This is a genomic window from Pseudomonas sp. 203-8 (genome assembly GCF_020708595.1).
Lineage (GTDB): Bacteria > Pseudomonadota > Gammaproteobacteria > Pseudomonadales > Pseudomonadaceae > Pseudomonas > Pseudomonas aeruginosa.
The window spans coordinates 386,694-395,531 of record NZ_JAJFDF010000005.1; the positions used below are offsets into that span (position 1 = coordinate 386,694).

The 8,838-nt window shown below is 65.4% G+C and carries 6 protein-coding genes; 1 reads left to right on the forward strand and 5 read right to left on the reverse strand.

Features of this window, described 5'->3' with window-relative positions; all coding sequences use genetic code 11:
• Both LJF27_RS14395 and LJF27_RS14400 read right to left on the reverse strand, forming a co-directional pair.
• Positions 1-540: a (2Fe-2S)-binding protein gene (locus tag LJF27_RS14395; RefSeq protein WP_003094903.1), complete on the reverse strand. Its 540-nt coding sequence runs from the start codon at positions 538-540 to the stop codon at positions 1-3.
• Positions 533-3,364: a xanthine dehydrogenase family protein molybdopterin-binding subunit gene (locus LJF27_RS14400; RefSeq protein ID WP_003116296.1), complete on the reverse strand. Its 2,832-nt coding sequence runs from the start codon at positions 3,362-3,364 to the stop codon at positions 533-535. The genes LJF27_RS14395 and LJF27_RS14400 overlap by 8 nt, the downstream gene beginning before the upstream one ends.
• A gap of 310 nt (positions 3,365-3,674) precedes the next feature.
• Here LJF27_RS14400 and LJF27_RS14405 point away from each other — a divergent pair, with 310 nt between their 5' ends.
• Positions 3,675-4,886 (forward strand): MFS transporter, encoded by a 1,212-nt coding sequence (locus tag LJF27_RS14405; protein WP_003094912.1) that lies wholly within the window; start codon positions 3,675-3,677, stop codon positions 4,884-4,886.
• A gap of 159 nt (positions 4,887-5,045) precedes the next feature.
• Here the strand turns inward: LJF27_RS14405 and LJF27_RS14410 are convergent, their stop codons facing one another.
• The 3 genes from LJF27_RS14410 to LJF27_RS14420 all read right to left on the reverse strand — a co-directional run.
• Positions 5,046-5,435, reverse strand: coding sequence for a hypothetical protein (locus LJF27_RS14410; RefSeq protein WP_003106768.1), 390 nt, complete (start codon positions 5,433-5,435; stop codon positions 5,046-5,048).
• A gap of 302 nt (positions 5,436-5,737) precedes the next feature.
• Positions 5,738-7,444 carry a two-partner secretion system transporter CdrB gene (cdrB, locus tag LJF27_RS14415; RefSeq protein ID WP_003094915.1) on the reverse strand — a complete coding sequence of 569 codons (1,707 nt, stop codon included), beginning with the start codon at positions 7,442-7,444 and terminating at the stop codon, positions 5,738-5,740.
• Between the two features lie 62 nt (positions 7,445-7,506).
• A partial coding sequence (locus LJF27_RS14420) for an MBG domain-containing protein (protein ID WP_267498093.1) occupies positions 7,507-8,838 on the reverse strand: 1,332 nt, incomplete at its 5' end.

Below are 8,838 nucleotides of genomic sequence, written 5' to 3' on the forward strand. Positions count from 1 at the left end.
TCAAGCCTCCTTGACCAGGCCGAGTTCGTCGAGCACGTCGCGGGTGGCGCTGTAGTAGCGCACGTAGCCGGTGCAACGGCAGATGTGATGGCCGAGGCTGTCCTCGATCGCCTGCTCCAGCTCGCTGCGCTTGATCGGCTGGCGCTGGGCTTTTTCCACCAGCACGGTGGCGGCGTTGACGAAGCCCGGCGCGCAATAGCTGCACTGGAAGGCGAACTGGTCGACGAACTTCTGCTGGATCGGGTTCAGCTCGCGGATGTCGCCATTCTCGTCGCGCTGGGCATGGCCTTCGATGGTGCGAACCTTCTTGCCGTCGAAGTAGTGCGCGCCGGTGATGCAGGTGCGCACTTCCTCGCTGGTGCCGTCCGGATTGTCGACGATCACCACGCAGGCATGGCAGATGCCCTGGCCACAGCCCAGGCGCGAGCCGGTGAGGTTCTGGTATTCGTGCAGGTAGTCGATCATCGGCAGGTCTTCGGCGACCTCCACCGGACCGACGGCTTGACCGTTGAGGGTCATCTGGAGCTTGCGGTTAGCCATGGAGGGCCTCCTTGATGCGGGCGGGAGTGATGGGCAGGTCGCGGACGCGCTTGCCGGTGGCGTGCGCCACGGCGTTGGCGATGGCGCCGACCACCGGGATCATCACCACCTCGGCGATGCCCTTGGCCGGGTCGGTCGGCGACAGCGGCGGGAGGATCTCCGCCGTCTGGTTCCAAACCGCCACGTCCTTCGCCCGCGGCAACCGGTAGCGGTTGAAGTTCCAGTCCCCTTCCGCAGGGCCGCCCTCGTAGAGCGGCATTTCCTCCAGCAGCGCATGGCCGATACCCATGGCGATGCCGCCCTCCAGCTGGCCCTTGACCAGCTCCGGCACCAGCACCCGGCCGCACTCGATCCAGGAATGGTGGTCGAGCACCTGCACCTCGCCGCTGCCCTTGTTCACCTTCAGCTCGACCAGGGTCGCCACCGGACTGTAGTAGGTGACCATCGCGTTGTTCAGCTGGGTCGCCGGATAAGCCGGATTCTGCCGGTCGAGCAGGTGGAAGCCGGCGCTGTTCATCATCGCCTTCTTCACTCCCGGCGCGCCGTCGCCGTACTTCACCGCCATGGCGTCGAGCGGCAGGCGCTCGCGCACGCCATCGATGACGAAGTCCGCCTCGGCCCAGCTCCAGCGGTTGAAGCCGTGGACGCTGACGCCGGTGACCAGGCCCATCTCGTGGGCCTTCTTCGCCAGCTCGGCGAAGGGAATCGGCGCCAGGCCGTTGCCGGTCAACTGGCCGTCGACCCATACCGCGTTTTCGCGGCGCACCACATAGGGATTGGCCTGGCCGCCGAACGGACCGCTGCGCCACAGCGCCAGGGCCGCCGGCCACAGGCCGTGGTTGAACAGCACGCGCGCGGCTTCGCGGGTGGCGTGGCTGAAATAGAACGCCGAGTTGGTCGCCGACGACGGCGAGGCCAGCTTGCCGACCCAGCGCGGATCGCGTAGCGCGGCGTCCTGCTCGGCCTGGCTCATCAGGTAGGGATTGCCCTTGGTGGTGAGCCGCAGCTCGGGCCATTCGGTCTCGGCGGTCTTCACCTCGTCCGCCGGACGGCCGAGGAAGTCGCCGACCACGAAGGCCTGCGAGGTGGACATCCCGGTACCGATCTCGGTGCCGATGTGGCGCAGGCTGATGCGCCCGTCGGCGCTGAACTCGATGCTCGCCATCGGCGCCTCGGCGCCGGTGCCGAAGTCCTTCTGGCAAATGGCGAAGCCGACCCCATACCAGTTGTCCGGGTCTTCCGCGTCGAAGCGCTTCTTGCGTGCGTCGCGGTCCTTCCAGACCTCGTGGGCAGCGGCCTTGTCGAGGATCTCGTGCAGGCGCAGGGCACCGGCCGGGACCGCGCCCTGGGTGTTCTTCATGCCCGAGCGCAGGGCGTTGCGACGACGCAGGTCGATGGCGTCGACGCCCAGCCGGCCAGCGATCTCGTCGACCATCATCTCGGTCGCGGCCATGGTCTGCAGGGTACCGTAGCCGCGCATCGAGCCGGCCTCCACGCCGCGCGAATGATAGGCGGTGACCGCCAGGTCGTTCTGCGGCATGTAGTAGATCGACTGCGCGGCGGTGGCGCCCACCGCCGCCACCGAGGCGCTGTAGTTGGCGCGCCCGCCGCCGTCGGCGCTCATGTCGGCGCGGAAGATGCGGAAGCCGAGGTCGTTCCTGTCTACCGCCAGTTGGTAGCGGATGTCGAACGGGTGGCGCTTGATGCCGCTCTGGAACTGCTCGTAGCGGTCGTTGGCCAGGCGCACCGGCACACCCTCGCCATACAGCGCGGCGAGCGCGGCATAGAAGACGAAGATGTTGTTGTCCTTGGAGCCGTAGCCGACGGTATAGCCCGGATGGATGTTGAGCTTCTCCAGGGCGAAGCGCGACGGCTTGATCATGTGCACGCTTTCGTAGGCGACTTCGAACGGGCACTGGGTGGCGACCACGAAGTGCAAGGTCTTGCTCGCCGCGTCGTACCAGCCGTTGCCGTTGTCCGGCTCCAGTGCCGCCGGCTCGATCGATGGGGTCTTGTAGCGCTCGTCGAAGACCAGCCAGTCCTGCGGCGGGTTTTCCAGTTGCTCGGCCATGCGCTTGGCATGGAACAGCCCCTGCTCGGTGAGGTCGCCGTGCAGCTTCGGCTCGCTGGTCCATACCGGTTTGCGGTTGAGGATGGTGGGGAACAGCATCGAGTCCTTCAGGCTGGAGAACTCGTCGTCCTCGTAGGGCGTCTTGCCGCCGACCCGGACGAAGCGATAGCTGCCGTAGGGATCGCCCTGGTACAGCGGGGCCTGGGCGCCATAGCGGATCGCCTTGTCGTTGAACTTGAGCTTGAGCTTGGCCCGGCGGAAGCGCTCGAAGTCGTTCCAGATCAGGATCGCCACCGGATGGCCGATGAACATCGGCACCTTGCCCGGCGGCAGGAGCGGATCGGGCGAATGCGCCTCGGGGAAGACGATGCCGTCCTTCTCCAGGTCGGCGGCGGTGACGATACGGTCCGGCTGCAACTCGGCGCCCAGCCAGGAAAGGTCGTGGCCTTCGTAGATGCGGTCGGCGCGAACGGTCTTCAGCAACATGGCGTGGCCTTGCTGCTGCGGCCAGCCGGGCATGTCCCTGGCGCGGATATCGCGGGCGAACACCTTGTTGCCGCAGACCTTGGACAAGGCGTCGTTACGGAAACGGACCTGACCGTTGCCCGCCATCCAGCGCTGGGCGGAAACGGTCACCTGGTTCTCGAACAAGGCAGCGAACGCCTGGCTGCCGAGCGGCGCCAGGGTGACACCCACGCCGGCGATCAACCCGCCCTGGAGAAAGGCGCGCCGGGATATATCACGGTTGGACATGCAAGTTCCTCTGGGTGGTACGGTTCCCACCCATGTCGTTATTCAGGCTTGAACAGCTCGTCCGGACGGACGAGATGGAGCACGCAGGCGGAAAAACCTGACTCAGGAGTTAATTTTAGCGACAAGTCGCACCCGAGGAAAAGTCCCGTCTACCGCTGGAAGGCCCCATGGACACTCGACTTTGGTCGCCTGCCAGGCCGGCTCCAACCTTTTCGTGCGTTTCTCTGAATCTTCGATTTCGGCAATGGCAACAGCCAAGAGGTAACCGCATGTTACTCTCCGCCCTCCTCTCGAAACGCCCGACCCCCGCATGTCCAGCCAACCCAGCTCCCTGCTCCGCCATCGTCCCTTCCTCGCCTTCTGGCTGGCCCGCGTCTGCACCGCCAGCGGCTTCCAGATGCTCACCGTGGCCATCGGCTGGCACATCTACGAACTGACCGGCAATGTCCTCGACCTGGGCCTGGTAGGCCTGGTCGAATTCCTCCCGCGGGTACTGTTCATGCTCCACACCGGGCATGTTGCCGACCGCTACGACCGACGCAGGATCGCCGCCCTCTGCCAGGCCGGCCAGGCCCTGGTGGCGGTGGCACTGGTGCTCGGCGCGGCTTCGGGAGAGATCACCCGCAACATGATCTTCGTCCTCGCCTTCGCCCTCGGTACCGCCCGCGCCTTCGAAATGCCGACCACCCAGGCGCTGCTACCGAACCTGGTACCGGCCGGGCTGTTCCCGCGCGCGGTGGCCGCTTCGGCTTCGGCGATGCAGGCGGCGACCATTGCCGCCCCGGCCCTCGGCGGCCTGCTCTATGCGTTCGGTGCCTCCTGGGTCTACGTGCCGACCGCGACTCTCTACGTCCTCGCGTGCGTCCTGACGCTCAGCCTGCCGGTACGCAACCAGCCGCTCACCCAGGGCAAGGCCACCCTCGACTCGCTGCTCGCCGGCATCCGTTTCATCCGCAGCCGACCGGACATCTTCGGGGCGATCTCCCTCGACCTGTTCGCCGTGCTCCTCGGCGGCGCCACCGCCCTGCTCCCGGTGTTCGCCAAGGACATCCTGCTCACCGGGCCCTGGGGCCTCGGCCTGCTGCGCTCGGCTCCAGCGGTGGGCGCCCTGGCGATGTCGTTCTGGCTGGCGCACTTCAGCATCGAACGCAACGTCGGGCGGATCATGTTCCTCTCCGTGGGCATCTTCGGCCTGGCAACCATCGCCTTCGGCCTGTCGAAATCGTTCTGGCTGTCCCTCGGCGTGCTGGTGGTACTCGGCGCCGCGGACATGGTCAGCATGGTCATCCGCGGCGCCTTCGTGCAGCTCGAAACCCCCGACGAGATGCGCGGCCGGGTCAGCGCGGTGAACGGCCTGTTCATCGGCGCCTCGAACCAGCTCGGCGAGTTCGAGTCCGGGCTCACCGCACACTGGTTCGGCACGGTACCGGCAGTGGTCCTCGGCGGGATCGGCACCCTGGTGGTCACCGGAGCGTGGATGAAGCTGTTCCCTAGCCTGGCGCAACGCGACCGCCTGCACTGAGGCCAATGCCGTCGCGCGTCGCTGCCCCGACAGCGGCGTATCGGCGATAACGCCTGGGGCGTTATCCGTCCTCCCCATGGAACACCGCACCTTCTCGGCAATAAGAAAGCCCGGCATCGAGCCGGGCTTTTCTCGCACCTTGCGGCGTGATCCGCGGTGTCAGGCGGGGCGCCGCATCTCCCGATGCAGGCGGTCGACGGTGCGCTCGCTACCGTTGTCGGCCAGGCGCAGATCGACGCGCCCCATGTCCTTGTGCAGACGGTCGACGGTCTGTTCGCTGCCGTTCTCGGCCAGGCGCGCCTCGCGGCTGGTCATGTCGCGGTGCAAGCGATCGATGGTCTGCTCGCTGCCGCTTTCGGCGACCCGGCGTTCTTCCTGGACGCGCGGCGCCTGGGTCTTGCGCAGGCGTTCGAGGGTACGGTCGGAACCGTCGGAGGCGATCAGTTGTTGGGCACCGCGCAGGGCGATGGATTCGACCCGCGGTGCAGCGAAGGCGGCATTGGCGGTCAGGGTAGCAAGGGCGATGGCGAGGATCAGCGGGCGTTTCATGGCAGTGGCTCCAGGTATTCGTTACGTGGGGCCATTCTCTGTTCGGGAAACTCGATTGGAAAACGAAGCGCGCCAATAGTATTCATCGACGTTTGAAATAGTGCGAAGAACCGCTCTAGTACAGGAGTTACAGCAAGAATACGCCTCTCCGACCGGCCTTGGCACGGATTGACGGCATCGATATGAAAAATCGAAGAAATCGAAAGTTTGAGAAGAACACTCGGAATTGAGCACGAACCTCCCTCTCCGCAGAACCGGAGAGGGGCTCCGTCAGCAGCCTCCGGAACGGAGGCCGGCAGGGTTCAGAAGCGCGCCACCACGTTGAACAGGACCCGCGTCTCGCGCTTCCCATCGCGCTGGTCGGCTGGCTCGCCGATGACCTGGCGGGCAATCTCCGGGTTGAACGACAACTGGTCGGTGAGGTTGAAGCGCACCCCGGCACCGATCGAGCCGAGCTTCTGCTGCTCGTCATCGTCCACGTCGAGGTTGTAGGTCTTGCCCCAGTCGTAGAAAGCGTAGGCCTGGTAGCTGCGCAGCCAGCTATAGCCCACCGCCTGGCCATAGCGCGGTTCGAGCTTCAGGGCGAAGCCACGGTCACCGGTGATGTTGCCCGGGGCGAAGCCGCGACCGATCCCGCTGCCGCCAACGCCGAAGCGCTCGCTCGGCAGCAACGGGTCGAAGCTGTACTGCCATTGCAACTCGCCATACACCGACCAGGGTCCGCCGAGCCCTTGCAGACGCCCGATGTTGCCGTTGAGATAGACGAAACGTCCGTCGGCCACTTCGCGGGAACGACGTTCATCGTCCTTCTTGGTCGCGCCCCACATGTCCAGGCCGATGTTGTTGCGCACCTCCGCCAGGTTGATGCCCATCCAGCGGTCGACCCAGTCATAGGTCAGGCGTTGCTGGAACACCCGCACATGGTCACGACCGGGGTTCGAGGCGTCGCTGGCGAAGTCGCGCAGGCGGGTCTCGGTATCCTTCCACTGCAACGCCAGGCCGCCGCTCAGGTTCTGCGAGCGCGAGCGGATGAAGGGATGGTTGTAGGAAATGCTGCCTTCGGTGCTCTTGCTGACGCTGTCGAAGGGGAATACCGAGTCCGGGATGTCCGGGTTGACCTTCGAATAGGAACCCATGATCTGCAGGGTATCGCCGGCGAACATGCCGCCCAGCGGCAACGTGCCGCGCAACTGGATGTAGCGGGTGGCATCGCTGAACGGCGAGATCGCGCCGAGCACGTCGATCTGCTCGTAGAAGCCCAGGCGGGAGAACTCGGTGGCGCCGAAGGCCAGGGTGGTCGGGTCGGTGTAGTGCGAACCGCGGTTGTCGAGGCTGACGAAGCCTTCGTATCGCTGCTGCTGCAAGGCCACGTCGAGGTTCGACGAGCCCAGCGCCTGCCCCGGGCTGAGCACGCTCTGCACGTTGACCCCCGGTAGGTCGCCGACCAGCAGCAGGCCGCGCTCCAGGGTATCGGCATCCAGCGGACGTTTTTCGGTCAGCGGCGCGAGCAGTTCCTCCACCCGCACCCGCGGCCCATCGACGGTTCCCTTGATCTGCACGTGCTCGAGGTAACCCTCGATCACCTGCAGGCGTACCTTGCCGCCCTCGATGCTCTGCTCCGGCACCACTACCTGGGTCAACAGGTAGCCGTCCTGGCGGTACTTGGCGGTGAGGCGGTTGGCCAGGTCGACCAGTTCGGCCAGGGACACCTGCTTGCCGAGCATATGCTGGTAATAGGACTCGAGTACCGCCTTGTCATAGCGGGTGTTGCCTTCGATGCGTATCTCGCGCAGTTCGAAGCGGATCTGTTCGCTGCCTTGCGGCGCGACCTGCTTGGGCACCACCAGCGGCGCCTCGGGCTTAGCCTGCGGCTCGCTGCGGGGCTTGAAGCGTTCATCGAGCTGGGATGGCTGTACAGTCCCTGGCAACTCCACGGCGGCGGCGGAAGCAGCCAGCATCCCGCAGCCACAGAGCGTCACCCAGCGAAGCGTCCATTGCGAAGGTTTCATCATTCACCTCGGGCAGATGACGCACTACCGCCCGGAGACGATAGTGCGCATTGCGAAAAGGGTTAGAAATTCAGAGGCTTGTTGAAGCAGCTCCAGTAGTCGGCCAGGTAGCTCTGGTTCGAGCAACCCGCCCCACTCTCGGCCTCTGCCCTGAGCGGACGATCGGTGAACTGCCCCACCCGCTTGGCGCTGGCGTCCTCCGCCGGACCCGCGGCGGTAGCCGGCAGCAGGTTAGGATCGCTGACGTCCATGCCCAGAGCGTAGGCGCGCAGGAACGGGTTTTCGAGGAACGGGTTTTCCAGCGTGGTGGTGCGGTAGACCGCATCCCCGGGGGTATCCGGATCGCGCCCCTTCTGCAGTTCGCGCAAGTCGGAGAGCGCTGCCAGTTGCCCCAGGTCGCCCGGCGTGACCGGCAGCGGCAGGATGCTCAGCAGGTTGCCCTGGTAGTTGAGCTGGTAGTTGCCGCTGGTGAGGGCAAGCCCACCCTGGAGGATGTCGTACTGGCCTACGGCTTCGCCGCCCACCCGACCGAGCCCGCCGGCGAGCACCTGACCGGCGCTATCGCCATTCTTCAGGCCGGAAACCTGATAGGTCAGCGCCGGGTCGGCGGTGCCGACCTGCTTGCTCTTGGCATCGGCGAATACGTTGAGCAGCGCCTTGGTGATGGTCAGGTCATTACCCTGGTAGGCCAGGTCATAGTTGCCACTGGTCAGCACCAGGCCGCCCTGGTTGATGCCATACACACCCACGTTCTCGCCTGCGTCGCGGTTCAGCCCGCCGGTCAGGATCGAGCCGGCGCTGTCACCGTTCTTCAGGCCGCTGACCTGGTAGGTCAGGCTCGGGTCAGCGTCGCCATAGACCTTGGTCTTGCCGTCGGCGATCACATTGAGCAGCGCCTTGGTGATGGTCAGGTTGTTGCCCTGGTAAGCCAGGTCATAGTTACCGCTGACCAGACCCAGGCCACCCTGCTGAATCGCATAGTTGCCTACGTTTTCGCCGGAGACACGAACCAGGCCGCCGCCATTGAGCACCGCGCCAGCGGTATCACCGTTCTTCAGGCCGCTGACCTGATAGGTCAGGCTCGGGTCAGCGTCGCCATAGACCTTGGTCTTGGCATCGGCGATCACATTGAGCAGTGCCTTGGTGATGGTCAGGTTATTGCCCTGGTAGCTCAGGTCGTAGTTGCCGCTGTTCAATGCCAGGCCGCCCTGGTTGATGCCGTACACGCCGACATTCTCACCAGCCACGCGGCTCAAGCTGCCACCGTTGAGCACCGCGCCAGCGGTATCACCGTTCTTCAGGCCGCTGACCTGATAGGTCAGGCTCGGGTCAGCGTCGCCATAGACCTTGGTCTTGGCATCGGCGATCACATTGAGCAGTGCCTTGGTGATGGT

Bases quoted from the DNA above. Each gene is read 5' to 3' on its own strand.
- LJF27_RS14395 (WP_003094903.1), bottom strand. From the start codon at position 540: ATGGCTAACCGCAAGCTCCAGATGACCCTCAACGGTCAAGCCGTCGGT.
- LJF27_RS14400 (WP_003116296.1), bottom strand. From the start codon at position 3,364: ATGTCCAACCGTGATATATCCCGGCGCGCCTTTCTCCAGGGCGGGTTG.
- LJF27_RS14405 (WP_003094912.1), top strand. From the start codon at position 3,675: ATGTCCAGCCAACCCAGCTCCCTGCTCCGCCATCGTCCCTTCCTCGCC.
- LJF27_RS14410 (WP_003106768.1), bottom strand. From the start codon at position 5,435: ATGAAACGCCCGCTGATCCTCGCCATCGCCCTTGCTACCCTGACCGCC.
- cdrB (WP_003094915.1), bottom strand. From the start codon at position 7,444: ATGAAACCTTCGCAATGGACGCTTCGCTGGGTGACGCTCTGTGGCTGC.